The organism is Microbacterium sp. Mcb102, from assembly GCF_024519805.1.
Taxonomy (GTDB): Bacteria; Actinomycetota; Actinomycetes; order Actinomycetales; family Microbacteriaceae; genus Microbacterium.
In genome coordinates, this window is the sequence record NZ_JALJRG010000002.1 from 284,494 (window position 1) to 306,769 (window position 22,276).

26 protein-coding genes are annotated in these 22,276 nt (G+C 70.8%); 10 read left to right on the plus strand and 16 right to left on the minus strand.

All coding sequences use genetic code 11. From position 1 onward, the window contains the following. Positions 1-36 precede the first annotated feature (36 nt). Positions 37-696: a LuxR C-terminal-related transcriptional regulator gene (locus tag OC372_RS07625; RefSeq protein ID WP_215070350.1), complete on the minus strand. Its 660-nt coding sequence runs from the start codon at positions 694-696 to the stop codon at positions 37-39. Then, entirely contained in the window at positions 689-1,855 is a 1,167-nt protein-coding gene (locus tag OC372_RS07630; protein ID WP_231481675.1) for an ATP-binding protein, read from the minus strand. The genes OC372_RS07625 and OC372_RS07630 overlap by 8 nt, the downstream gene beginning before the upstream one ends. A gap of 153 nt (positions 1,856-2,008) precedes the next feature. Between OC372_RS07630 and OC372_RS07635 the strand changes: the two genes are divergently transcribed. Genes OC372_RS07635 through OC372_RS07650 form a run of 4 tightly spaced genes read left to right on the plus strand, consistent with a single transcriptional unit; the run spans position 2,009 to position 5,451 of the window. Further along, positions 2,009-3,628, plus strand: coding sequence for a PspC domain-containing protein (locus OC372_RS07635; RefSeq protein ID WP_262001391.1), 1,620 nt, complete (start codon positions 2,009-2,011; stop codon positions 3,626-3,628). Beyond that, entirely contained in the window at positions 3,628-3,948 is a 321-nt protein-coding gene (locus OC372_RS07640; protein ID WP_262001392.1) for a hypothetical protein, read from the plus strand. Before OC372_RS07635 ends, OC372_RS07640 begins: the two co-directional genes overlap by 1 nt. A gap of 10 nt (positions 3,949-3,958) precedes the next feature. After that, positions 3,959-4,699 (plus strand): substrate-binding domain-containing protein, encoded by a 741-nt coding sequence (locus tag OC372_RS07645; protein ID WP_262001393.1) that lies wholly within the window; start codon positions 3,959-3,961, stop codon positions 4,697-4,699. 35 nt (positions 4,700-4,734) lie between these two features. Then, a complete protein-coding gene (locus OC372_RS07650) occupies positions 4,735-5,451 on the plus strand; it encodes a glutamine amidotransferase-related protein (RefSeq protein WP_262001394.1) in 717 nt (238 codons plus the stop codon). A 43-nt stretch (positions 5,452-5,494) separates the two neighbouring features. Here OC372_RS07650 and OC372_RS07655 read toward each other — a convergent pair whose 3' ends face one another. Next, positions 5,495-5,965 carry a glutaminase gene (locus OC372_RS07655; RefSeq protein ID WP_262001395.1) on the minus strand — a complete coding sequence of 157 codons (471 nt, stop codon included), beginning with the start codon at positions 5,963-5,965 and terminating at the stop codon, positions 5,495-5,497. After that, positions 5,962-7,176 (minus strand): cation:proton antiporter, encoded by a 1,215-nt coding sequence (locus OC372_RS07660; RefSeq protein WP_036303154.1) that lies wholly within the window; start codon positions 7,174-7,176, stop codon positions 5,962-5,964. Before OC372_RS07660 ends, OC372_RS07655 begins: the two co-directional genes overlap by 4 nt. 86 nt (positions 7,177-7,262) lie before the next feature. Here OC372_RS07660 and purU point away from each other — a divergent pair, with 86 nt between their 5' ends. Further along, positions 7,263-8,114, plus strand: coding sequence for a formyltetrahydrofolate deformylase (purU, locus tag OC372_RS07665; RefSeq protein WP_029261363.1), 852 nt, complete (start codon positions 7,263-7,265; stop codon positions 8,112-8,114). Positions 8,115-8,123: 9 nt separating this feature from the next. On the opposite strand, the gene OC372_RS07670 is transcribed toward purU, so the two are convergent. The 3 genes from OC372_RS07670 to OC372_RS07680 are packed head-to-tail and all read right to left on the minus strand — an operon-like array spanning position 8,124 to position 9,868. Beyond that, positions 8,124-8,540, minus strand: coding sequence for a type II toxin-antitoxin system VapC family toxin (locus OC372_RS07670; RefSeq protein ID WP_262001396.1), 417 nt, complete (start codon positions 8,538-8,540; stop codon positions 8,124-8,126). After that, the gene (locus tag OC372_RS07675) at positions 8,537-8,794 is read right to left on the minus strand and encodes a type II toxin-antitoxin system Phd/YefM family antitoxin (protein WP_105710509.1); all 258 of its coding nucleotides are present in this window, start codon (positions 8,792-8,794) and stop codon (positions 8,537-8,539) included. Before OC372_RS07675 ends, OC372_RS07670 begins: the two co-directional genes overlap by 4 nt. Before the next feature lie 9 nt (positions 8,795-8,803). Further along, positions 8,804-9,868 (minus strand): NAD(P)H-dependent flavin oxidoreductase, encoded by a 1,065-nt coding sequence (locus OC372_RS07680; protein WP_262001397.1) that lies wholly within the window; start codon positions 9,866-9,868, stop codon positions 8,804-8,806. A gap of 96 nt (positions 9,869-9,964) precedes the next feature. On the opposite strand from OC372_RS07680, the gene OC372_RS07685 reads away from it, so the two are divergent. Both OC372_RS07685 and OC372_RS07690 read left to right on the plus strand, forming a co-directional pair. Continuing rightward, on the plus strand, positions 9,965-10,237 hold the full coding sequence (locus OC372_RS07685) for a DUF6412 domain-containing protein (RefSeq protein ID WP_029261361.1): 273 nt from the start codon (positions 9,965-9,967) through the stop codon (positions 10,235-10,237). A 66-nt stretch (positions 10,238-10,303) separates the two neighbouring features. Continuing rightward, on the plus strand, positions 10,304-11,083 hold the full coding sequence (locus OC372_RS07690; RefSeq protein WP_262001398.1) for a YidC/Oxa1 family membrane protein insertase: 780 nt from the start codon (positions 10,304-10,306) through the stop codon (positions 11,081-11,083). Here the strand turns inward: OC372_RS07690 and OC372_RS07695 are convergent. The 3 genes from OC372_RS07695 to OC372_RS07705 form a co-directional block, all read right to left on the minus strand. Beyond that, positions 11,055-11,972, minus strand: coding sequence for an EamA family transporter (locus tag OC372_RS07695; protein ID WP_262001399.1), 918 nt, complete (start codon positions 11,970-11,972; stop codon positions 11,055-11,057). The genes OC372_RS07690 and OC372_RS07695 overlap by 29 nt on opposite strands. Before the next feature lie 42 nt (positions 11,973-12,014). Then, complete coding sequence (locus tag OC372_RS07700) at positions 12,015-12,899, minus strand: SDR family oxidoreductase (RefSeq protein WP_262001400.1); 885 nt, start codon at positions 12,897-12,899, stop codon at positions 12,015-12,017. 125 nt (positions 12,900-13,024) lie between these two features. Continuing rightward, complete coding sequence (locus OC372_RS07705; protein WP_105710515.1) at positions 13,025-13,372, minus strand: ATP-dependent DNA ligase; 348 nt, start codon at positions 13,370-13,372, stop codon at positions 13,025-13,027. A gap of 187 nt (positions 13,373-13,559) precedes the next feature. Between OC372_RS07705 and OC372_RS07710 the strand changes: the two genes are divergently transcribed. Both OC372_RS07710 and OC372_RS07715 read left to right on the plus strand, forming a co-directional pair. After that, on the plus strand, positions 13,560-14,039 hold the full coding sequence (locus OC372_RS07710) for a hypothetical protein (protein WP_262001401.1): 480 nt from the start codon (positions 13,560-13,562) through the stop codon (positions 14,037-14,039). Between the two features lie 35 nt (positions 14,040-14,074). Next, complete coding sequence (locus tag OC372_RS07715; protein WP_262001402.1) at positions 14,075-14,575, plus strand: CinA family protein; 501 nt, start codon at positions 14,075-14,077, stop codon at positions 14,573-14,575. Between the two features lie 23 nt (positions 14,576-14,598). On the opposite strand, the gene OC372_RS07720 is transcribed toward OC372_RS07715, so the two are convergent. From OC372_RS07720 to OC372_RS07745, 6 genes are all read right to left on the minus strand, one after another. Beyond that, positions 14,599-15,687, minus strand: coding sequence for an alcohol dehydrogenase catalytic domain-containing protein (locus tag OC372_RS07720; RefSeq protein WP_262001403.1), 1,089 nt, complete (start codon positions 15,685-15,687; stop codon positions 14,599-14,601). Between the two features lie 11 nt (positions 15,688-15,698). Then, positions 15,699-16,406, minus strand: coding sequence for a phosphonatase-like hydrolase (locus OC372_RS07725; RefSeq protein WP_262001404.1), 708 nt, complete (start codon positions 16,404-16,406; stop codon positions 15,699-15,701). Further along, positions 16,403-17,542, minus strand: a complete 1,140-nt coding sequence (locus OC372_RS07730; protein WP_262001405.1) for a TIGR03364 family FAD-dependent oxidoreductase — start codon at positions 17,540-17,542, stop codon at positions 16,403-16,405. Before OC372_RS07730 ends, OC372_RS07725 begins: the two co-directional genes overlap by 4 nt. Continuing rightward, on the minus strand, positions 17,539-19,266 hold the full coding sequence (gene phnE / locus OC372_RS07735; RefSeq protein ID WP_262001406.1) for a phosphonate ABC transporter, permease protein PhnE: 1,728 nt from the start codon (positions 19,264-19,266) through the stop codon (positions 17,539-17,541). Before phnE ends, OC372_RS07730 begins: the two co-directional genes overlap by 4 nt. Next, on the minus strand, positions 19,263-20,093 hold the full coding sequence (gene phnC / locus OC372_RS07740; protein WP_262001407.1) for a phosphonate ABC transporter ATP-binding protein: 831 nt from the start codon (positions 20,091-20,093) through the stop codon (positions 19,263-19,265). Before phnC ends, phnE begins: the two co-directional genes overlap by 4 nt. 109 nt (positions 20,094-20,202) lie before the next feature. Continuing rightward, positions 20,203-21,132 carry a phosphate/phosphite/phosphonate ABC transporter substrate-binding protein gene (locus OC372_RS07745; protein ID WP_262001408.1) on the minus strand — a complete coding sequence of 310 codons (930 nt, stop codon included), beginning with the start codon at positions 21,130-21,132 and terminating at the stop codon, positions 20,203-20,205. A 169-nt stretch (positions 21,133-21,301) separates the two neighbouring features. On the opposite strand from OC372_RS07745, the gene OC372_RS07750 reads away from it, so the two are divergent. Beyond that, a complete protein-coding gene (locus OC372_RS07750) occupies positions 21,302-22,045 on the plus strand; it encodes a GntR family transcriptional regulator (RefSeq protein ID WP_262001409.1) in 744 nt (247 codons plus the stop codon). Positions 22,046-22,276 lie beyond the last annotated feature (231 nt).

The following is a 22,276-nucleotide window of genomic DNA, read 5'->3' on the forward strand; positions in this document are numbered from 1 at the left end:
GCCCCGCGCTCGACCTGAGCGGGTCGGGTGGAGCGACTACAGCAGTCGCCGCTCCGACGCCCACGCGGTGAGTTCATGCCGCGAGGAGAGCTGCAGCTTGCGCAGCACGGACGACACGTGCGTCTCGACCGTCTTGATCGAGATGAACAGCTCCGACGCGACCTCCTTGTAGGCGTAGCCGCGGGCGATCAGACGCATGACCTCCTGCTCGCGCGCCGAGAGCCGGTCGAGCTCATCCGTCGCGGTCGCTGTCTCCCCCGCGACGGCCCCGAACGCGTCGAGCACGAAGCCGGCGAGCCGCGGCGAGAACACCGCATCACCGTCGGCCACGGCATGAACGGCCTTGCTGACCTCGATGCCGGACGATCCCTTGGTGATGTAGCCGCGGGCGCCGGCGCGGATCACCCGCACGACATCGGCCGCCGCATCCGACACGCTCAGCGCGAGGAACCGGGCCGTCGTCGGCGCCGAGCCGCGGATCACGGCCTCTCCCCCGGTCGCGTCGTCGCCGGGGCCGCCCGGCAGGTGCACGTCGAGCAGCACCACATCGGGCTGCGTCGCGCCGATCACCGCGATGGCGGACGGCACGTCGGCAGCCTCCCCGACCACATCGACACTGGCATCGAGGTCGGCCCGCAGACCGGAGCGGAAGATCGAGTGGTCGTCGACGATCACGACGCGGATGCTGTCAGCCACGGTTCTCCTCCCGGGACGTGATGCTCAGATGCACCTCGGTGCCGTTCTCGTCGCTGCGGACCCCGCCCGAGCCGCCGGCGCGACGCATCCGGCCGATGATCGACTCCCGCACCCCGAGGCGGTCGCTGGGCACGTCGTCGAGGGAGAACCCGGCACCGCGGTCGCGGATGAACACGTCGACGCCGGTCGCGCTGCCCTCGATGTACACCGAGATCTCGCCACCGGCGTGACGAGCCGCGTTCAGGATCGCCTCTCTGGCCGCGGCCGCGAGCTCCCCACTCGCGCGCTCGGCGGAGAGGCCGGCCGAGACCACGTCGATGCGCACCGGGTAGTCGAGTTCGAGCGCTCCGGCGTAGTCACGCAGATCCGTCGGCAGGTCGCTGTCGGCCGGGGCGTCACCGTCGTACAGCCACGCCCGCAGCTCGCGCTCCTGCGCTCTGGCGAGACGCGCGGCCTCACTGGAGGCACCGGCCCTGTTCTGGATCAGCGCGAGCGTCTGCAGCACCGAGTCGTGCAGGTGCGCGGCCATCTGGCTGCGCTGCTCCTCGCGGATGCGGCGGACCCGCTCACCGGAGAGTTCGCGCCAGCGTGGGATCAGGGCCGACGCGACCACGGCGGCGAGCCCGGCGAGCGGGAGGAGCACCAGCGCCACCCCCGACCGGGCGACGGGCCAGGAGAGCAGCACCGTGAACAGCAGCGCCAGCAGCAGGATCGCGACGACCCGCACGGTCATCGTGTGCCGCGGCCCACGAGCCGTGTCGGTACGGTCGACGAGGGTGGCCCACAGCCCGGCACCGGTCGCGAACGCCGCCGCGCCGCCCACCACGACCGCGGCGAGATCCGGGGGGATCGACCCGCTCAGCCAGTCGCTGCCCCCGCGCCAGACCAGGACGACGAGCATCCCGACCGCGGCAGGAGCGAGCAGCAGCCAGGCCACCGGCATCCGCCTCGTCGGTGCGCTGTCACCCTCGGCCCACGGCATGAAGACCCAGCACCAGGCGTAGAGCAGGATGCCGGCGCCACCGCACAGGGTGAGCGCGATGAACAGCGTCCGCACCAGCCCCACGCGCACACCGAGGTGACGGGCGAGACCGGTGCTCACGCCGGCCACCAGACAGTCGCGGTCGCGGGTCAGCGGCGGGCGCGGCGGTGCAGCCACGCGCGGAGGTCGCGCAGGAGCGTGCGCCGAAGAGGACATGTGGCAATCCAATCATCCGTGTGCCCGCTCCGGGTCCTCCCCGGCGCAGAATCAGGGGTCGCTCAGGGGTTCCCCCCATGGCAGGCAGTACGCGGCTGCCGCCAGGATCGAAGCATGACGATTCCGACTGCGCCACCGCCCCCCGCCGATCACGCCGCTCCGGCCACCGGCACACCGGGCACCGGCATCCCTCGCGGAGCCGAGCGATTCCTCCTCTGGGTCGCCGGTCTCGGCGTCGCCCGGTCCGAGGGCTGGCTGGGCGGTGTCTCGGCGGGCATCGCCGCCCGACTGCGCATCGACCCGCTGATCGTCCGCGGCGTCCTCGTGGTCGCGGCCCTCTTCGGGCTGCCGGTCATCTTCCTGTACGCCGCGGCCTGGGCGCTGCTGCCGGACGTCGACGGCCGCGTCCACGTCCGCGATCTGCTCCGCCGCGACTACCAGCCGGTGCAGTGGGGCATCCTCGCGATGGCCGTCATCGGGCTGTTCCCGACCGCTCCCCTCGCCGGCCGCCTCTTCGGACTCGGCTACGACGGCTGGTCGGCCCTGTCTCTCATGAGCTGGATCATCGGCCTCGTCCTCGTCGCCGTCCTGCTCATCCTCATCGTGCGTGCTGCGAGCCGCACCCCGGGTGCTTCCGCGCCGGATCTGCCGATGGCTTCCGCAGATCAGGCGGCCCCGGCCGCGTCCGTCGCCCTCGGTGGTTCGGGTACCGCCGGGGGGACGGACGCCACACTCCCGTACGGCGCGTACGCTCCGGCGGATGCGGACACCGTGGTTGCGGACTCCGCCATCTCGGCCGAGGTCGGGGCATCCGACCTCCCGCCGCTCGACCCGGCAGCGACCGCGGCGATCCCACCGGCGCCTCCCGCCCCCCTGCCTCCCGGCTCGCAGGACCCCGCCGCCCTCGAGGCCTGGCGCGGCCAGCACGCCGCCTGGAAGGAACAGGACCAGGCATGGCGACGCCAGCAGCAGGACATCGAGCGCGCCGCCCGCGATCAGCTGCGCCGCGAGCGCCAGGCCGAGGCCGCCGTCTTCGCCTCCGAGGCAGCCGAGCGTCGGCGCATCCGCCGCGCATCGAACCCGCGCGCGGGCTTCGCATTCGCCGCGACCATCCTCGGTCTCGCGATCATCACGGGGGCGGCAGTCGGCCTCGTCGCGGGTGGCGACGTGGTCGGCACCGCGCTCGGACTGCTCGCCGCCGCCCTCATCCTGGCGCTCGGGATGATCGTCGCCGGGGCTTTCCGTCGACGCAGCGGCTTCCTGGCCTTCATCACCGTGCTCACGCTGGTGAGCGGGCTCGTCGTCGGGGGGTTCTCCACCCTGCAGGGCTTCAGCCTCGGCTGGGCGTCGGTCACGAACTACCGTGCGGAGCACATCCGGCAGCCGTTCGGCGAGCTCAACGTGACTCTGAATCAGCATGACGACGCGCCCCGGCCGATCGTGATCGAGAAGGGCTCCGGCGCGACCAACATCTACGTCGATCCGGGTGTCCAGCTGCAGCTGCGTGCGACCGTCGACACGGCGGACATCACCTGGACCCGCGTCGACGCGGAGTACTACAACGTCATCGATTCCGGCACCTGGGCGGGCACGCGGCGCGACGGGGAGTCGGTCGTCGCCGAGAACATCTCTGCGGAGAACGTGTCGACGACCACCATCCAGCCCGTCACCATCGATCAGAACAGCGGCGAGATCTCCATCACCGTCGTCGAGCCGAAGAAAGAAGACCAGTGATGAGCACTCCCACGACCACCGAACCGACCACCGAACCGACCACCGCGCCGCGCACCCGCTGGGCGGCCATCATCTGGGGACTGCTGTTCGCGACCATCGCGGCCCTCGCGCTCGGCCAGCTCGCCGACCCTTCCCGTCGGGAGACGATCGCGGACGCGCTGATGACCATGACGCCCACGACGATCACCGCGATCGTCCTGCTCACCGCCGGTGTGCTGCTGCTCGTCGGCGGGGCCGCCGGCCTCATCCGCCGTGCACAGCGCAAGCTGGCGGCCGCATCCCACCCGCAGCAGGAAGTGGCCGCGCCCTTCGCCGAGTAGCCTTGTCCGCATGGCGAATCAGGGAAGACGGCCCGCGAAGGGCGCAGGCCGCGGCACCCCCGTACGGCGCAACAAGGCCGCCCCCGCCGAGCGGTTCCCCCCGCAGAAGCCCAAGAAGAAGACGGCCAAGGTCGTCTTCGACGCCCCGCAGTCCGAGCCCGAGGCACCGCGCACCTTCCGATTGGGCGCGGTGCCCGGTGCGACTCCGGGCAAGTGGATCGATGCGTGGAAGCAGCGGATGCCGCGCGTGCCGCTCGAGCTCGTCCCGATCGAGGCGGCCACGCAGCGCGCCGCCCTCGACCAGCTGGATGCGGCGCTGGTGCGACTGCCGCTCACGGACGAGTCGCTGCACATCATCCCCCTGTACGACGAGGTCCCGGTGGTCGTGGCCGCCGCCGACTCGCACCTGATGGCGGTCGAGGAGCTCACGTCCGCCGACCTGGAGGGCGAGGTCGTGATCGGCCTGACCGACGACGTGCTCGGACCGCTCGACCTCCCCGGCACCACGCCGGCGGGCTTCGCCGCCCTGCCGACCCACGAGGCGATCGCGACCGCGGCATCGGGAGTCGGCATCGTGGTCGTCCCGATGTCACTCGCCCGCATGCATCACCGCAAGGATGCCGACCACCGCATCCTGGTTGAAGGACCGACCTCGACCGTCGCCCTCGTCTGGCCGCGCGAGCGCACCACGCCCGACGTCGAGACGTTCGTCGGCATCGTCCGCGGGCGCACCGCCAACTCCTCCCGGTGACCGGCGACGGTCGTCGCGCTCGTTAGAATCTCCTGATGGCCTCGCTCCTCTACGTCTGCGTGCGTCCCGAGCTCGGGGCGGCGGACGCTGAGCACGCCTCGTTCCGGCGGGCGCTCGGCGCCGACGTGGTCGACAGGCTCGATCTGCTGCACACGCCGCTCGACCTCGAGCGCGCGCGGGGCTATCGGGGCATCGTCGTCGGCGGTTCGCCGTACAACGTCTCCGACACCGTGAAGTCCCCGGAGCAGCTGCGCGTCGAGGCCGACCTGCGCACCCTGGCCGATGCGGCCATCGCGTCCGAGGTCGCCGTGTTCTTCACGTGCTTCAGCATCGGCGTCGTGACCCGCATGCTCGGCGGAGATGTCGTCACCGACACCCCGGAGCCCGCGAGCGCCACGGTCATCGACGTCACGCCCGAGGGTGCAGCCGACCCGGTGTTCGGCCCCAGCGGGCCCGCGCTCACAGTCTTCACAGCGCACAAGGAGAGCGCGGCGCACACCCCGCCCGGCGCCGTGCTGCTCGCGACCAACGACGCATGCCCGGTGCAGGCCTACCGGGTGGGCACGCATCTGTACGCGGCACAGTTCCACCCCGAGCCCACTCCCCGCGACTTCGCCGACCGGATGACGTTCTACCGCACAACCGGCTACTTCGACCCCGACGAGTTCGACGCGGTGCAGCAGCAGGTGCTCGCGGCATCCGTCACCGAGGGCGCGGCGCTCCTCCGGCGATTCGCCGAGACCTTCGCCTGAGTCAGCGCGCCTGAGTCAGCGCGCCTGAGTCAGCGCGCCTGAGTCAGCCGGCTGCCCCGTCGCGTAGCAGAGCCACTCGCTCCCGCAGGTATGCCTCCAGCGGCATGAAGCCTCCGGCGGCGCTCCAGCGCACCGACGGCACCCCGTCGACCAGGGCCAGCGGACCGGACGAGCGCCCGGCGTCCACGGCGTCCACGTCGATCACGCTCCACCCCACGTGCACGACCTCACCCTCGTCGAACCCGCCACGCAGCGCCTCGGCCCGACGCTCGGCCCGCTCGCGAGCCGACTCGGCCGTGTAGCCGCGGCGGCCGGGATCGGCAGCCCGCAGCACTTCGGCGGTGGCCAGCGCGTGCGTGTCGGTCAGCAGCAGCGCCCCGAGATGCCAGGCTTCGCCGACGCGCACGATGCGGCGCCCGCGCCACCGCGAATCGCGCTGCTCGCCCAGCCCCTCTTTCGGGGCGCCGGCGAGATCGGCCACAGCCGCGGTCAGCAGCGCCGATGCGGTGGTCACAGTTCCCCCTGCACAGCCTCGCCCGCGCGTGCCGGTCCGACGACCTCCGCGCGATCGCCGCGCAGCGTCATCCCGATCAGCGGATACAGCAGCACCGATAGCATGCCGGCCCCGACGAGTGCGGCGGCCGTGCCGGTGTCGAGCATGTCCTGATCCACACCGATCGCGGTGACCGCGACGATGATCGGCAGACCGGTGGCGGCCAGCAGCCCGAGCGCTGCCCGGTCGCGGACGCTCATCCCCGCGGGAGCCGAGAGCTGCGCCGCCGCACCGCGGATCACGAGCAGGGCGATCAGGAAGATCGGCACCAGCGCCAGCGCGGTGGGTGAGGTGAGCAGCGCTTGCAGGTCGAACGTGACACCGGTGTAGAGGAAGAAGATCGGCACCAGGAAGCCGAAGGCGATGGCCTCGATCTTGCTCTCGATCTGCTCGGCGGACTCCTTCGGCGCGCGCGTCATGATGATGCGCCAGACCGCACCGGCCACGAACGCACCGAGCAGCATGTCGAGGTCGAGCATCACGCTCAGCCCCACGAGCGCCGCGATGAGGAGGATCACGAACCGTACCCCGAACTGGTCGGACGTGTGCAGTGTGGCGAGGACGATGCGGTGGAGTCGGCCGTGGGGCACGCGATGCGCCAGCAGCACCGCGAGGCCTGCCAGCACCACGAAGGTCAGCAGCACGGCTGTGGCGATCGGCGTGGTCCGCGTGCTCAGGAAGATCGAGATCGCGATCAGGGGCAGGAACTCCCCGACGGCCCCGATCGTGCTGATCGCTCGCCCGAAAGGCGTGTCCAGCTCGCGGGCATCGCGCAGGATCGGCATCAGCGTGCCCAGCGCCGTGGAGCTGAGCGCGATGCCCACGACCACCATCCCCTCGCCCGGAGCGAAGAAGAAGCCGAGGCCGATGCCCAGCAGCACGCTGAGGAGCCAGCCGGCCGATGCCCGTGCGAGCGGCTTTCCGGCCACCATCTTGAAGTCGATCTCGGTGCCGGCGACGAAGAACAGCAGCGCCAGGCCGAAGTCGCTGAGCTTCTCCAGCAGCGGGCCGGGCTCGACCCAGCCGAGCACCGCCGGTCCGACGAGGATGCCGAGCACGAGCTCGAACACGACGATCGGCACCCGCACCACGGGGCGCACGCCCCGGGCGAGCAGGGGCGCCGCAACGGCCAGCAGGGGGATCAGCACCAGGCCGAGGTCACTCGCTTCCACGAGACTCAGAGTAGCGAGTCGCCTCCCGCGATTCGCCCCCGCTCAGCATCCACGGCAGAATCGATGCACACCCTCGAGGAGCCCCCATGTCTCAGCCCGATACCGCCCGCCTGCTGATCGCCTGCGACGACCAGCCCGGCATCGTCGCCGCTGTCGCCGGTGTGCTCGCCCAGCACGGCGCGAACATCATCTCGCTCGATCAGCACTCCACCGATTCCGAGGGCGGACGCTTCTTCCAGCGCACCGTGATCCACCTCGACGGTCTCTCCGCCGCGCGCCCGGCCCTCGAAGCCGACATCGCCGTCGTCGCCGAGCGCTTCGGCATGGAATGGTCACTGCACGATGTGGCCCGCCGCAAGCGCGTCGCGATCTTCGTCTCCAAGTACGACCACTGCCTGATGGAACTGCTGTGGCGCACGCAGCGCGGCCAGCTCGATATCGACATCACGATGGTCGTCTCCAACCACCCCGATCTGGCCCAGTCGGTGCGCTCGTTCGGCGTGCCGTTCGTGCACATCCCCTCCGGCGACAAGGCCGCCATGGAGGAGCGTCAGCTCGAGCTGCTGCACGGAAACGTCGACCTGGTCGTGCTCGCCCGCTACATGCAGATCCTCACCGACGACTTCATCACGCGTCTCGAGGTGCCGGTGATCAACATCCACCACTCGTTCCTGCCCGCATTCATCGGCGCGAACCCGTATGCGCGTGCCAAGGATCGCGGCGTCAAGCTCATCGGCGCTACAGCGCACTACGCGACGGCCGACCTCGACGAGGGCCCGATCATCGAGCAGGACGTCACGCGAGTGACCCACTCCGAGTCGGCGGCTCAGCTGCAGAGCCGTGGTGCCGATGTGGAGCGCCTGGTGCTCGCCCGCGCCGTGCAGTGGCATGCGGAGGACCGCGTGATCGTGCACGGCAAGTCCACGGTCATCCTCTAGCGGTCGGCGTCAGATCGGCCCAACGGGGCCTTCGCCACGGCTCCCGAGCACATCGACCGCAAGCCCGTGGGAAGCCGCTGCGAGGCGTCGGTCATTCGTCCATAACTCGGTACAACCGGCGATCTGAGCTGCGGCGAGGTGCACGGCGTCGGGGGTCTTCAATCCGAAGTCGGCCCGGAGCTCCGCCGAGCGGACGAAGACGGCCGCATCCAGAGCGACCACTTCGAGGCGTTCGAACATCGCGAGATAGCGGTCACGGAGCTCTGCGTTGCGTCCCCGTAGCGGACCGACGAGGCACTCCTGCAGCGCCAGAGGGCTCGACGCCACCGCCACATCCACCTCTCGGAGAGCGTTCCGGACGGCCACTCCTCTGGGCCCCTCGTCTTCGATTGCGTAGATCAGGATGCAGGAATCGAGATAGATCATTCCCAGGAGTCCCGGCTTTCCGCGATCTGGGCGTCGAGGTCAGCGGCGGAGCGAGAAAGGCGATGCGGCAGCGGGTCCTGTTCGATCCACTCCACGAGGAACCGTCCGCTACGCACCAGGTCGACCGGCCCGATCGGCACGAGCTTCGCCACCGGCTTCCCACGCTTCGTGATGACGACGTCTTCGCCCGCCTGAGAGTCGGCGATGAGCCGGGAAAGGCTGTTGCGCGCTTCCAGCACGTTGTGGTTCGTCATCTGGCCAGCTTAGCCAGCTACCTGGCTAAGTTCAATACGCGGAACCCCCGCCGCCAGCTCGGCGAACACCTCGGCGGCGGTGTCGTACTCGACCAGCGGGGCGGCCTGCCCCATCCACAGCGACTGCAGCGCGCCCAGGTTCTGCTGTCCGGCCGCCGTGCGGAACCGCCCGGTGAGCCAGTTCTGCATCGGGAACGGAGCGATCGTGCCGCTCGCCTCGATCGCCCGCACGACGCGGTTGCGCGCCCCGCGAGCCAGCCGTCCGCTCATCGCCCGGGTGAGCACGGTCTCGTCGGCCGCGGTGGAGCGGATCGCGTCGCGGTGGGCGTCGTTCACTGCAGACTCGGCGGTGGCGAGGAAGGCCGTCCCCACCTGCACGCCGGAGGCACCCAGCGCGAACGCCGCAGCCACCCCACGCCGGTCGGCGATCCCACCCGCCGCGATCACGGGCACTCCGACCGCGTCGACGACCTGCGGGACCAGCGCGAACGTCCCGACCAGCGACTCCTCCGCCGGGCGCAGGAACGACACCCGGTGACCCCCGGCCTCCGCTCCGGTGGCGACGACGGCATCCACGCCCGCCTCGGCGAGGGCGACCGCCTCGGCCACGGTGGTCGCGGTCCCCACGAGCCGGATGCCGCGGTGGTGAGCCTCCTCGACCACAGACGCGGAAGGCACGCCGAACACCACGCTGAGCACCGCGGGCGCGATCTCCCAGACCGCCTCGAGCTGCTCCTCCTGAGGCGGGTTGTACCGCTCCGGTCGGGCGGGCACCTCGATACCGACCGCCTCGTAGAACGGCTGTAGCGCCTGCGCAAAGATCGTGTGCTGCGGGTTCGGCTCGACCTCATCGCCCGTGGGGATCCAGATGTTCACCGCGAACGGCCGGTCGGTCGCCGCCCGCAGCTCGACCCCGGTCGCGCGGATGCGGTCACCGTCGTAGCCGTACAGGCCGAACGAACCGAGCCCGCCGGCGTCGCTCACCGCGGCGGTGAGGGCGGTCGAGGAGAGCCCGCCGAACGGGCCGAGGATGATCGGATGCTCGATCCCGAGCAGGGCGCGAAGGTCACTCATGCTTCGACGTTACGCCCGCAGCGGAGGGAGACGGTCGACCGTGACGGCCGGTCCCGCGGTCCCCGGTGCTACCCTCGGCTGCAGAGGGGAGTGCGCATGAGCGAGTGGTTCGGGCAGATGCTGAGCTTCGTCGCGACCGCGCTCGGACTCGTCTCGATGCCGGATGCCGCGGCCCTCGGTCTCGCCATCGCACTGCTCGCCGTGACGGCGCTGACGCTCGCGATCGTGCTGAGCGTGCGCCCCGAGGCCACCTCCGACGCCCCGCATCCGCTGCGGGCCATCGATGTCGGAACCCTGCTCACGCAGAGCGATCCTGACGCCGCCGGGCATCCACGCCCGCGGGCGCCGGGAGTCGCGACCGCCGCGTAGTCCGTCCACACGACGGGATCGCGCGGCTTTCGCCGACCCTTCCCGACGCCACGAACGGACACTTCCATGGACCCCTTTGCCTTCCCCCCTCTCGCCGCCCTCCTCGACGCCGCCTACGGCGCGCTGACCGGGCTCTCCGACCTCCTGACCCCGATCGCCGGAGCATCGGCCGCCGCCCTCGCGGTCGTGCTCGTCACTCTGCTGGTGCGCGCGCTGCTCATCCCCGTCGGCATCTCGCAGGCCAAAGCCGAGCAGACCAGGGCACGCCTCGCCCCGAAGCTGCGCGAGCTGCAGCGCCGCCACAAGAAGAACCCCGAGCGCCTGCAGAAGGAGATGATGGCGCTGTACAAGGCCGAGAACACCTCGCCGTTCGCGGGGATGCTCCCGGTGCTGGCGCAGGCCCCCGTCGTCGGCATCCTCTACACGCTGTTCCTCCGGCCGGAGATCGCCGGGCATCCGAACGAGCTGCTCTCTCACGACCTGTTCGGTGCTCCGCTGGGCACGAGCCTGGTCTCGGCCCTGTTCGGCGGCACGGCCACGCCGGCGACGTTCCTCGTCTTCGGGGTGCTGCTCGCCATCATGATCGCCGTGGCCGAGGTCACCCGCCGGGTGTTCCGCCCGACGCCGGTCGAGGGCGACGATTCGCCACTGAACTCCCCGACGATGCTGCGCGTGATGTCGTCGCTGCACTACCTGACGGCGGTGTTCGCGGCCTTCGTGCCGCTCGCCGCCGCGCTGTACCTCACGGTCACAGTCGTGTGGACGCTCGTGCAGCGCGTCATCCTGCGCCGACGCTTCCCGCTGCCGACGCCGGCGGTCAGTCGGGCAGCGGTATCGGGGCGGTGAAGGGGCCGGAGGGGCCGCCGTCGCGGCGGTCCTTCCGCACGCCGAGCGTCGCGCCGACGCTGGCGGCGATCACGAGGGCGACCGCGAGCATCCGCAGCGGGGTCGCATCCTGACCGAGGATCAGCCACCCCGCGAGCGTCGCGAACGCGGGCTCGAGGCTCAGCAGCACGCCGAACACGCGCTGGGGCAGACGGCGCAGCGCGGCCAGCTCGAAGCTGTACGGGATCACCGACGACAGCACCGCGGTGATGGCCGCGAGCAGCAGCAGCTGCGGGTCCATCGCGACCGTCGATGCTGCCGGGATGCCGACCGGGATGAGCAGCACGGCCGCCACCACGAGTCCCATCGCCAGGCCGCTGCTGCCGGGGATGAGCGCACCGACGCGGGCACTCATACGGATGTACATCACCCAGAACCCGGCCGCGATGAGGATGAACACGAGCCCGAGCGGGTCGAGCGGCTCGGCCCCGATCAGGCCGTCGATGCCGAGGGCGACCATGCCGAGGAGGGCGACACCGACCCAGGCGGCATCCGCCAGGCGACGAGTCAGCACGGCGGCGAGCACGAGCGGGCCGAGGAACTCGATCGCGACCGCGGGGCCGAGCGGGATGCGGTCGATCGCCGCGTAGAAGAACCCGTTCATCGCGGCCAGCGAGACGCCGAAGAGCACGGCGGCGAGCCACTGCGGGCGCGTCCACTTCCCGGGCCGCGGCCGCACGATGACGACGAGCAGGATCGCGGCGATCGCGACCCGCAGCGAGGTCACGCCCCACGGCCCGAGCACCGGGAACAGCTGCGCCGCAACGGCCGCGCCGAAGGGCAGCGAGAGGCAGGAGCCGATGACGAGTGCGACGCCCACGAGAGGGCCGGATGCGGCGGGCTTCTGCACCAGACAAGCTTAGGTGGCCGCCCGCCGCCGGCCGCCCTCAGATCAGAGCGGCTTGCCGCCCGTCACCGCGATCACCGAGCCGGAAGTGTACGAGGACTCGTTCGAAGCGAGGTACACGTAGGCGCTGGCGAGCTCCGCCGGCTGACCCGCGCGTCCGAGGGGCGTGTCCTGCCCGAAGGTCGCCAGCCTCTCCGCGTCCCAGCCGGTCGCGGGGATCAACGGCGTCCAGATCGGACCGGGAGCGACCGCGTTCACCCGGATGCCTCGGGGGCCTGCCTCCTCGGCGAGCGCCTTCACGAACGCCACCTGCGCGGCCTTGGTCATCGCATAGTCGATGAGACCCGGAGACGGGTTGAACGCCTGGACGGATGCCGTCACGATGATGCTCGCGCCGGGCTCGAGGTCGGGGTACGCCGCGCGGGCGGAGAACAGCAGACCGACGAGGTTCGTGTCGAACACGCGCCGCATCCGGTCGGTCGCCAGGCTCTCGAAGCCGTCGATGTCGTGCTGGTACGCGGCGTTGAGCACGAGCGTGTCGAGTCCGCCGAGCTCGCTCCGCGTGCGGGCGACGATGTCGGTGGCGAAGGCCTCGTCGCGCAGATCTCCGGCGAAGCTCACCCCCGTGCGTCCGGCCTCACGGACCAGGGCCAGAGTGTCCTCCGCGTCGTCCTGCTCCTCCGGCATGTGCGCGATCGCGACATCGGCGCCCTCGCGCGCGAAGGCGATCGCGACGGCTCGCCCGATGCCGGAGTCCCCGCCGGTGATGAGCGCTCGGCGCCCCGCCAGCCGGCCGTGGCCGACATAGCTCTCCTCGCCGTGATCGGGGTCGGGACGTGTCAGCTCCGTGAGCCCGGGCTGGTCCTGCTGCTGCGCGGGGAAGCCTTCTTCGCGATGCGCGTGCCGGGGGTCGGAAGTGTTGTCGGTCATGGCCGATCCTCCTCGTCTCGATGTGTCCGACCGACTCTTCCGGATCGGCAGCCGCGAGTGCAGGGGGTTGACAGCCGTGCAGGGAGGCAGGAGGAGCGCCGCCGCGAGAGGAGCTGTGCGGCGGGTCAGAGCTGAGGCGTGACGGGGACCTCTTCGGTACCGGGTTCCACGCCCGCCTCGGCGGGTTCGGGAACCAGGTACAGCCCGCTCGGCGCGTTGGCGGTGAAGGCGAGCGCCTCGATCCACGCCCGGTTGATGGAGGGCTGACGGCTGCCGAAGTACTTGAACACCAGCGAGCTGCCCGGCTGGATCCAGACCGTCGTGCGTCCGCCGCCGACGCTCGCGTCTTCACGCCAGCTGAACGGGAACGGCTCGCCACGGCGCAGCTTCGCGGTGATGACGAGCTGCAGGTGTGTGAGAGCGCGGTCCTCGATCTCGGTCTTCACTCCGCCTTCATAGACGAACTTGCCCATTCTGTGCTCCTTGGTCGCAGTCTGGCCGAGACGACGGCTCATCCTATTCTCGCTCACGCGGCGACAGTATTCTGCCTCTGTTCAGACCGATGGCGGATGCGGGTCCGCCATCGCGAAGTCAACCCCCTCGGCAGAACGAACACGCTCACCCTAATCTCGAACACCCGAGCTCGAGGAGGGCATTTCCATGAACGCACGACACATCGACGATCGCCCCGACGAGGGGTACACCCCCGGAACCACGCACGCCGAGTGGGGCGCGGGAAACCCCCGGCTGCGCATCACGCGCGACGATGAGCGCACCGAGTTCGCGCTCGAGGCCGACGTGGTCCGGGTCGGCTCCGCCGAAGGCAACGAACTGCGTCTGGCGGACACCGATCCCGTGCACGCCACGATCACGCACGACGACCGCGACGAGTATGTCCTGACCCTGCACGGCGAGGGCGAGATGAACGCCAGCGCCGGAGCGGACGCCATGCACCCGGGTGACGATTCCGAGACGCTCCGCACCGGTGCGCATTTCACGGCGGGACCGTGGACGCTGGTGTTCGCCCGCGACGAGTTCGCCGACCACGGGCGCCCCTTCGGCGGCCGCGCGGGCGGCGAGTACTCCGATCAGCCGTTGCAGCCGCCGCGTCCGGACTACGACGGCGACGAGTCCCGCTGAACGACGACGGGCACGACATCGGAGAGCGTCTCGCAGTGACGGATCACATCGAACGACTGAGCGACCTCGCCCGCGAGCGAGGGTTGCGTGTGGCTGTGGCGGAGTCCCTCACCTCGGGCCGGCTGGCGAACACCGTCGGTTCCGGGGCAGACGCGTCGGAGTGGTTCACGGGCGGCGTCGTGGCGTATCTGACGGATGTGAAGGAGCGGGTGCTCGGACTGGTCCCCGGGACGGACCCGTGCTCTGCAGCGTGCGCCGAGCAGCTCGCCATCGGAGCGCGCGATCTGCTCGACGCCGACCTCTGCGTGTCGACGACCGGCGTCGGCGGGCCGGATCCCGACGGCGGCCATCCGCCCGGGACGGTGTACCTCGGGTGGGCCACCCCCGACGCGGTCGGACACCGCCGCCTGGCGCTGACGGGCGATCCCGAAGAGGTCCTCGCCGCGACGGTCGAGGCCGCCGTCCGGCTCCTGGCCTTCCATGCCGAGGGCCTGCGACCCGCCGGGCCCCGCCGAAGCCCGCAGCAGACCGCGTAGCTCGGCCGACCACCGCGGCCGGGTCAGTGCCCCGGGAGCAGTCCGATCCGCAGGGGGGCGCCGGCTGCCGCCGCTTCTTCGAGGGCGGCATCGATCTCGTGCAGCCCGCGCACCGCGCCGACCGCGTCACCGAACGGATAGGCACGCCCGCGTCCGGCCAGGAACGCGACGGCCGCGGCGAGCTCGGCTCCCGTGTAGTTGTGGATGCCGGCGACCGTGACCAGGCGCCGCACGATGCTCTCGGCGTCGAACGGCACCGGATCGCCGGGGAACACGCTGCCGACCAGCACCACCGTGCCACCGACGGTCACCCCGGCGAGCGCCTCGCCCACAGCGTGGCCCGAGGCTTCGATCACGACGTCGGGCTCGCGGTCCAGACTCGTCGCGCCGAACCGTGCGGCGAGCGCGCGACGGTCCGGGTTGGGGTCGAGCACCTCGACCGTCGCCCCCTGCTCCGCGGCGATCGCGGCGGCGGAGAGCCCGACGAGCCCCGCACCGTGGATCCGCACGGCGGCACCATCGAGGTCATGGTCCCGGGCAGCCCTGGCCACGGCTGCCCACGCGGTCGCCGTCGCGCACCCCGCCGGGGCGAGCACGGCGGCCGGCAGCGCCTCGGGCACGCGCACGATGGCGGTACCCTCCCGCAGCTGCACGTGGCTCGCGAACGCACCGGTCAGGTCGCCGTGCGCACCGACCCGGTCGTGCCCGTACTTGCCCAGGCTGCGGCACTTCTGCGGCATCCCCCGCAAGCATCGGTCGCAGCTCGCGCACGAGATCGTCACCGACCACACCACGCGGTCGCCGATGCGCAGCGGAGCGCCGTCGACCGTGCTCGCGCCGGTGTCGCCGGTCGCGATCACCCTCCCGACGCTCTCGTGACCGAGCACGAGCGGGGTCGGCGCCGACCGGCGGCCCTGCACGGTGTGCACGTCGGAGCCGCAGATCGTCGACATCTCGACCGCGACGAGCACGTCGCCGTCGGCGAGCGCGACTCCCGGCACGGCGATGATCTCGTGCGGATGGCCTTCACCGATCCAGACCATCGCCGTCGCCGCCGGACGCAGCGCGACATCTCGGCGGTGACCAGGCGGACGGATCAGCAGCGTTCCCATGGCGATCCCTCTCAGGAGGCGGCGACGAGCGGGAGCAGCTCGCGCTGCGCGAGCGCGCCGCGGAGTGCGGTCACATCGCTCAGCACGGCATCCGCACCCGCCGCGCTCAGCGCCGGGCGATCGTGGGCACCGGTGAGCACGCCGGCGACGAAGCCGGCACCGGCCCGACGCCCGGACTCGACGTCGCTGACGGTGTCTCCGGCGACGGCGACCGCACGCACGGAGGACGTCTGCGTGCGCAGCAGCGCCGTGAGCACGAGGTCGGGTGCGGGGCGGCCGCGCCCCGCGTCGACGGGCGACAGCACGAGGTCGATGAGGTCCTGCCAGCCGAGCCCGTCGATCAGGGCATCGCGGGTCACCGGGGCGAACCCGGTCGTCAGCACGACCGTGAGCCCGGCATCCTTCAGCTCCTGGATGGCGTCGGCCGCGCCGGGAATCTCGGAGACGCCCTGCTCGGCGACGATCTCGGCGTAAGCCCCCTCGAACGCGGCGGTGGCACGCTCGGCCGCGGCCCGGTCTCCGGAGGCGAGGTGGGTGAAGACGTCGATCTTCGACTGGCCCATGGTCACGCGGACGTAGTCGAGGGCCTCGGCCCACGGCATCCGGTCGGCGACGCCCGTGCGCTCGGCGGCGCGCTGGAACGCCTGCTCCACGACGCCGTCGTCGAGCACGGTGGTCCCCGCCATGTCGAGGACGACGAGTTCGAGAGGAGTGGTCATGATGTTCCTTCCATTGCTGCCGTCCACCCGAAGGCGGCGGCGAGGTTCTCTTCGGCCAGGCCGAGGCCCGTGGTCATCCCGATGCCGGTGGTCGCGGCGAGCACGAGCACGCCGTCGTCGCCGCGGTCGATCAGGAACTCCTGCGGCCCCTTCGCGTACACGCCCTGCCACCGCTCGATCACGCGCGGGGCCGGGGCGTCGAACAGCGCCTCGGCCTCGGCGAGGAATGCGGTGAAGGCGGCCTCGGGCTGGAAGGGCGCCGGAGCGACCGCGGTCGCGTGCGAGTCGCCGATGATGAGCGTGCCATCCGGCAGCTGTGTGTACATCTGATTGAGGTCGATGGCGGCGAGGTCGGGCCGCTCGGCATGCAGGCGTTCCCGCAGCACCGTGGCCTCGACCCCGTCGGCGAAGCGCCCGTAGCGCACGAGCGACCAGCCGGTGAGCAGCGGTCCGGCGAGCGGATGCCGGAACGACACCGCCGCCCGCATCATGTCGAGGGCGCAGCGCGCGATCCCGTGCTGCTCGGCGACCTCGGGGAGCAACTGGTCGATGTCGTGGTTCACCGCGACGACGACGCTTCCGCAGCCGATCGGGCCCCGGGTGGTCTCGACTCGGCCCGCCCCCACCGCGGTGACCGCGGTGCGGAAGCGGAACTCCACTCCGAGGCTCGCGAGATGACGCACGATCGCGGTGGCCGCGGTGCGCGGATCGGTCTGCAGGTCGACCTCGATGTGCGCGCCGCCGACGAGGCCGTCGGCCCGGAGCGGGGCGAGACGCAGGAGCTCGTCGGCCTCGAGCAGGCGGATGCCGCCCTCGCGCGAGGCCGCCTCGAGCACGGCGATCTCGTCATCGTGGCGGGCGGCCACGAGTGTGCCCGACTCGCGCAGCCAGAAGCCGGCGTCTCTGGCGAGGCGCAGCCACAGCTCGCGGGAGACGTCGGCATAGCGCCGCGCCTCCCCTCCTTGGGCGCCGATGCAGAGGTGACCGAAGTTGCGGATCGTGGCGCCGACCGGGGCATCGGTTCGGTCGACGACGATCACGCGCAGCCCGCGACGGACCGCCGCGTATGCCGCACCGAGGCCGACGATCCCCGAGCCGACGACCACGACGTCGGCCGTGTTCGGAGTGCCGTTCATCGGAACACCTTCCGCATCCACATGGCGAGCCCTTCGACCACGAGCACGGTGACGAGGATCATCAGGACGATCGCGGTCACGGTCTCGTAGCGCGAACCCTGGCTGGCATTGAGCAGGTAGTACCCCACTCCTCCGCCGCCGACGATGCCGAGGATCGTCGCCGCGCGGATGTTCGTGTCGAGCATGTAGAAGCTGTGGCCGATGAGCGCCTGCATCCCCTGCGGCACGGTGGCCGAGGTGTAGGTCTGCAGACGCGTCGCGCCGACCGCGCGCAGCGCCCGCTCGGGGCCGCGGTCCACCTCTTCGAACGAGTCGGCGATGAGCTTGCCGAGCAGTCCGATGCCGCCGATCGCGAGGGCGATGACGCCCGCCTGCGCACCGAGGCCCGTGATGACGACGAGCACGATCGCGAGGATGAGTTCCGGGATGCCGCGGATGCCGACGAGCAGCAGTCGCGCCGTTCCGTGCGCCCCCGGGCTGGGAGCGACGTTGCGTGCGGCGAGGGAGCCGAGCAGCAGTGACGGGAGCAGGGTGAGCACGGTCGCGGCGAGCGCGATCGCGACCGTGTCGCGCATGGCCTCGAACATCGCGTTCGCGTCGTAGTTTCCGAACGAGGGCGGCCAGAACCGGGCGGCGACCTCGGGCAGCTTGGCCCAGAACGTGAAGAAGTCCATCCAGTTGATCTGGCTCACCACGACGCTGCCGATCACGACGAGCACGGCCACGACACCGGCGATCGTGTGACGCACACGCTGCGCCGTCCAGGGTCGCCGCACCGCGGTCTGGGGGCTGGTGGCCCATGCGGGGCGTCCGGCGGGTGCCGCTGCGGCATGCGCGCCGAGTCGGGGGTGCAGCATCCGATCCATCCAGGAGCGGGTGTGCTTCTGCTCGCCGAGCATCGCCCCGCGGACCATGCTGGAGACGATCTCCATCACGATGCAGAGGATGAAGATGACCAGGGCGATGCCGAGCCCCTTGCCGTAGTTGAGCGACTTGAAGGCGTACGACATCTCGAGGCCGAGGCCGGCGACGCCGACGTAGCCGAGCACCACGCTGCCGCGCAGGTTGATGTCGTTGCGGTGCAAGACCGTCGCCACCCAGCTGGGCAGTACCTGCGGCAGGATGCCGGCGCTGAACTCCTGCATCCTCGAGCCGCCCGCGGCGCGGATCGCGAGACGGGGGCCCTCGTCGATCTGCTCGATCGCGTCGGCGAACATCTTCGAGATCATGCCGATCGAGTGGATGCCGATGGCGAGGATGCCCGGGAGCGTGCCGAGCGAGAACATCAGCACGAACGCCATCGCGAGCACCACGTCGGGCAGAGCGCGGGTGAGGACGCCGATGAACCGGGCGGCGGCGCGCCAGCCGTTCCCCGGCGTCGTGTTGGATGCGGCGAGGTAGGCGATCGGCACCGACAGCACCGCGGCGAGCAGCGTGCCGACGAGCACGAGGCCGACGGTCAGGGCGATGAGCCAGGCCAGGTCGGCGGGCTCGGGGAACGAGAGGCCGCCCACACGCGCCATGAAGTTCTCGGCGTTGCCCCAGCTCTGCACCATCGCCGGGATGGAGATGTCGACCTCGCGGACGGCGAGGATGCCGAGCACGACGAGCGCGACCAGAGTGAGGGACGCCGCGATGCGCTCCGGCGAGATCGGTCGCTTCGGAGCCCGCTCGGCGACCGTCGAGGCCGCTGCGGTGCGCGGACGGTCGGCGAGGAGCGTCATGATGCCGCCACCTGCGCCGCCGCGACGACCAGCTCTTCCTGCACGGCCCGGATCTCGGCGGTGGTGGTCGCGACGCGACCGTAGATCTCCATGACCTCGGCCTTGGTGAGGTCGGTGGTGGGGGTGTCGAGCACGACCTCGCCGTGGCGGAGCCCGACGATGCGGTCGGCCCAGCTGATCGCCAGGTCGACCTGGTGCAGGCTGCACACGACCGTGAGTCCTTCGTCGGCGGCGATCTCGCGGATCAGGGCCATGACCTGCTCGCTCGATTCCGGGTCGAGCGAGGCGACCGGCTCGTCGGCGAGCAGGATGTCGGGCTTCTGCATGAGGGCGCGGGCGATGGCGACGCGCTGTTGCTGTCCACCGGAGAGGGTGTCGCTGCGCTGGTAGGCGCGGTCGAGCAGACCCACGCGGTCGAGGTGCTCGAGCGCGGTGAGCTTGGCGGCCCGCGAGTAGCCCCAGAGCCCGAGGCGCGGTCCGCGCACACCCGACAGCGAGCCGGTGAGCACGTTCTCGAGCACGGTGAGCGAGGGCACGAGCTCGAACTGCTGGAAGATGAACCCGACGCGGCTGCGGAGGCTGCGGAGCGCCCGGCCCTTCAGCGAGGGAACCTGGGAGCCGAGCACCTCCACGGAGCCTGCGGTGGGGACCTCGAGCCCGTCGAGGTGGCGCAGCAGCGTCGACTTCCCCGAGCCGGAGAGGCCGAGGAGAACGACGATCTCGCCGCGGGAGACCTCGAGCGAGGCACCCTTCAGGGCAGTGGTCGTGCCGAAGGTCTTCGTCACGCCGTCGAGACGGATGAGGGCGTCGGATGCCGAGGCGGTCATGTCGGAGCTCCTGTGATGTGGTGTGTGTCCTGCGGTGGGGCCCTCCGGCTCGCCGCGCGGGGCGGACGAGGCGGAGGGCACCGGGTGAGACGAAGGGGTCAGGCCGGGCTCAGCCCTGGCACTGCTCCGCTTCGGTCTCCTTGCAGATGTCGCGGATCAGGTCGTAGTAGGCGTCGTCGACCGGCTTCGTGGCGTAGAAGACGCTGCGGAAGGAGTCGCTGTCGGCGCTGTCGATGCCGGCGGCGATGATGTCGTCGATCGTGACCTCGGAGAGTCCGTCGACGAGCTGCTTCGAGACCTCCTCCGGAAGCGTCGACGAGTACACGAGCGGGGCACCGGGGACCATCGTCTCAGCGACGACCTTGACCTTGTCCGACTTCTCGACCTCGGAGTCCTCGGCGAAGCCGACCTCGCACTCGACCCCTTCGCCGACCTTGGTCACGCTCACATCGTGCTTGCCGGCGAAGACCGGAGTGATGTCGGTCTTCGGGTCGATGCCGGCCTCGATCAGGTTGTACGACGGGAACAGGTAGCCCGAGGTCGAAGACGGGTCCACGAAGCAGACCTTCTTGCCCTTGAAGTCCTCGAGGCTCTTGATGTCGCTGTCGGCGGGGACGATCGCCTGCGAGTAGTAGCCGGGCTCCTGACCCTCGTCGGTGACGATGGAGGAGATCGGGGTGAGCTTGGCACCGTTGTTGGTGGCGGTGACGTAGGTGAAGCCGGAGAACGAGGCGACGTCGACCTTGCCGGCGACGGCGGCCTCGATGAGCGCCGCGTAGTCGGTGGACTCGTGGTACTCGACGGTCTTGCCGGTGAGGTCGGCGATGAAGTCCATGAGCGGCTGGTAGTTCGTCTCGGTGTCGACCGAGTCGGGGACGACGCCGAAGACGAGGGTGTTCTCGTCGACCGCGAAGCCGCTCGCAGCGGACGATTCGTCGGCACCGGCAGTGCCGGTGGCCTCGGCGGAGCCGGAGCAGGCGGCGAGGCCGAGGGCGAGGAGCGCGACGCCGGCGAGGGCGGGGAGAGCGCGAAGCTTCATGAGGGCCTTTCAGGGTGTGAGGGGTGATCCACGGAAGACTCTCGCAGGCGCCGCGCCGAGATATGTACCTAACTCGGATTTGTTCAGGCCTCGTTTACCGAGCATTCTTCTGGATGAACACTCCAGAAACGTGCTCGCGCCCTCCGGGCTGACCAAGTAATGTACCTATGTGGCTGAAGCTGTGTACACCCAGATCGCCGACGACCTCCGCGCGCAGATCGCTGCCGGCGGACTGCGTCCTGGCGACGACGTCCCGACCGAGGCGGAGCTCGCCGAGAGATGGCACACGTCCCGCGGCCCGATCCGCAACGCGCTGGCGGCGCTGCGCGGTGAAGGCCTGATCGAGACGAGCCGCGGCCGGCCGGCCAGGGTCGTCGCCCGCAAGGCGAACCAGGCGGTGGACGTGTCGGTGCCGTTCACGCGCTGGGCCCGCGAGCTGGGTGTCTCCCCCGGGGCCGAGACGCAGGAGCTGAGCCTGCGCCGCGCCGGCGACCTGGCGGCGGCGCTCGACGTCGACCCGAGCGACACAATCGTCAGCGTCGTGCGGCTGCGCCTGCTCGACGGGCGCCCGACCATGCTCGAGCGCCTCAACTACACCGAGGCCGCGGGCCGACCCCTGTTCGATGTCGATCTCGACCAGGTGTCGATCACCGAGCACCTGTCGTCGGTCGGCCACCCGATCGTGACCCTGCAGCATGTGATCGATGCGGTGGCCGCCGATGATCAGGATGCCGCTCTGCTGCGTGTCCCGCGCTCTACGCCCATCCTGCGGCTGACCCGCACGTCTCGCGACGCGGAGGGGCGGATCTTCGAGGCCTCGGAAGACCGCTACCTCAGCGAGGTCGTGCGCTTCACGGTCGCCGCATCCGGCATCTCCACGGACGGGCATTACATGCGCGCGGTCGGCGGTTAGCGAAGCGGGTAAGCCCTGCTCGGAGGCCGGAGAAACGGGCCGTTAACGCAGAAGGCGATCGCGAGCGCGCAAGTTTTTCAGAAGCCAGAAAGACCGCGCCCGCGATCGCAGCGCTGGGGACGCTTTATCTGGGGAGCCTTCAGGATACGGCTGCGCGCAACCCGTTCCACACTGTCGAACGTCGAGACTTCCCTAGACTTTCGTCTAGGTTCTCGCGGATCGCGGAAAGGG

Coding starts and splice junctions, on each gene's coding strand:
- OC372_RS07635 (WP_262001391.1), top strand. CDS start 2,009: ATGACGATTCCGACTGCGCCACCGCCCCCCGCCGATCACGCCGCTCCG.
- OC372_RS07640 (WP_262001392.1), top strand. CDS start 3,628: ATGAGCACTCCCACGACCACCGAACCGACCACCGAACCGACCACCGCG.
- OC372_RS07645 (WP_262001393.1), top strand. CDS start 3,959: ATGGCGAATCAGGGAAGACGGCCCGCGAAGGGCGCAGGCCGCGGCACC.
- OC372_RS07650 (WP_262001394.1), top strand. CDS start 4,735: ATGGCCTCGCTCCTCTACGTCTGCGTGCGTCCCGAGCTCGGGGCGGCG.
- purU (WP_029261363.1), top strand. CDS start 7,263: ATGTCTCAGCCCGATACCGCCCGCCTGCTGATCGCCTGCGACGACCAG.
- OC372_RS07670 (WP_262001396.1), bottom strand. CDS start 8,540: ATGATCTATCTCGATTCCTGCATCCTGATCTACGCAATCGAAGACGAG.
- OC372_RS07675 (WP_105710509.1), bottom strand. CDS start 8,794: ATGACGAACCACAACGTGCTGGAAGCGCGCAACAGCCTTTCCCGGCTC.
- OC372_RS07680 (WP_262001397.1), bottom strand. CDS start 9,868: ATGAGTGACCTTCGCGCCCTGCTCGGGATCGAGCATCCGATCATCCTC.
- OC372_RS07685 (WP_029261361.1), top strand. CDS start 9,965: ATGAGCGAGTGGTTCGGGCAGATGCTGAGCTTCGTCGCGACCGCGCTC.
- OC372_RS07690 (WP_262001398.1), top strand. CDS start 10,304: ATGGACCCCTTTGCCTTCCCCCCTCTCGCCGCCCTCCTCGACGCCGCC.
- OC372_RS07700 (WP_262001400.1), bottom strand. CDS start 12,899: ATGACCGACAACACTTCCGACCCCCGGCACGCGCATCGCGAAGAAGGC.
- OC372_RS07705 (WP_105710515.1), bottom strand. CDS start 13,372: ATGGGCAAGTTCGTCTATGAAGGCGGAGTGAAGACCGAGATCGAGGAC.
- OC372_RS07710 (WP_262001401.1), top strand. CDS start 13,560: ATGAACGCACGACACATCGACGATCGCCCCGACGAGGGGTACACCCCC.
- OC372_RS07720 (WP_262001403.1), bottom strand. CDS start 15,687: ATGGGAACGCTGCTGATCCGTCCGCCTGGTCACCGCCGAGATGTCGCG.
- OC372_RS07725 (WP_262001404.1), bottom strand. CDS start 16,406: ATGACCACTCCTCTCGAACTCGTCGTCCTCGACATGGCGGGGACCACC.
- OC372_RS07730 (WP_262001405.1), bottom strand. CDS start 17,542: ATGAACGGCACTCCGAACACGGCCGACGTCGTGGTCGTCGGCTCGGGG.
- phnE (WP_262001406.1), bottom strand. CDS start 19,266: ATGACGCTCCTCGCCGACCGTCCGCGCACCGCAGCGGCCTCGACGGTC.
- phnC (WP_262001407.1), bottom strand. CDS start 20,093: ATGACCGCCTCGGCATCCGACGCCCTCATCCGTCTCGACGGCGTGACG.
- OC372_RS07745 (WP_262001408.1), bottom strand. CDS start 21,132: ATGAAGCTTCGCGCTCTCCCCGCCCTCGCCGGCGTCGCGCTCCTCGCC.